An 843-nucleotide genomic window follows, 5' to 3' on the forward strand; every position below is an offset into this window, starting at 1 on the left:
AGAACGTGTTCAAAGTCTCTGAGGTATGAGAAGCTCAGGGGGTGAGAAAAAGCTATCCAAGTGACATCAGTCGTGAACAATTCGAGATCATCAAGCCGCTGCTGGAAAGCGCGCGAAAGAAGACCAGCCCCAGGCGAGTGGACCTGTACGAGGTGTTCTGCGCGGTGCTGTACCTGCTGCGCAGTGGCTGCCAATGGCGCATGCTGCCCGAGGAGTTTCCCAAATGGCGCACGGTGCACTCGTACTTTGCGATCTGGAGCGAGCCGCGCGAGGGTGGCAGCCTGCTGGAGCAGGCTTTAAAAAAATCAGGTTGGCGCGGCCCGCGAGAAACTGGGGCGCAACGCCTGCAGCACGCTCTTGATCGTGGACGCGCAGAGCGTGAAGAACACGGATACGGCAGGCCTGAAGGGCTATGACGCGGGCAAGAAGGTGTCTGGCATCAAGCGCCATATTGCAGTGGACACCCAAGGATTGCCGCATGCAGTGGCGGTGACTACGGCTGAAGTGACGGATCGCAAGGGAGCACTGCAGGCGCTTGGTCGTTGCAAGTCTGGGCTCGCTCGTGTGCAAAGTGTGCTGTGCGACAACGGCTATGTGGGTCAGCCTTTCGCGCAGGGCGTGCGCGAGATTCTGGGCGAGCATGTCACTGTACAGATAGCAAAGCGCAGTGAGTTGCATAGCTTCAAGGTGATGCCCAAGCGCTGGGTTGTTGAGCGCAGCTTTGCGTGGCTGGAAAAGAATCGGCGATTGTGGAAGAACTGCGAGCGCCGGATCAATACCAGCTTGCAGTTCCTGCATCTGGCATTCCTGGCGCTCTTGCTCAAAAGACTTTGAACACGTTCT

The 843-nt window shown here is 57.8% G+C and carries 1 protein-coding gene; it reads left to right on the top strand.

All coding sequences use genetic code 11. From position 1 onward, the window contains the following. Window positions 1–41 precede the first annotated feature (41 nt). Window positions 42–834 (top strand): IS5 family transposase gene (locus GVL12_RS25720; RefSeq protein ID WP_200844096.1). Its coding sequence is split into 2 segments (ribosomal slippage): window positions 42–301 and window positions 300–834, totalling 795 coding nucleotides; the frame shifts between segments, so codons are not numbered across the junction. The last annotated feature ends 9 nt before the right edge of the window (window positions 835–843 follow it).

Source organism: Pantoea sp. 18069 (assembly GCF_902706035.1).
In the GTDB taxonomy this organism is placed as follows: domain Bacteria; phylum Pseudomonadota; class Gammaproteobacteria; order Burkholderiales; family Burkholderiaceae_C; genus Comamonas.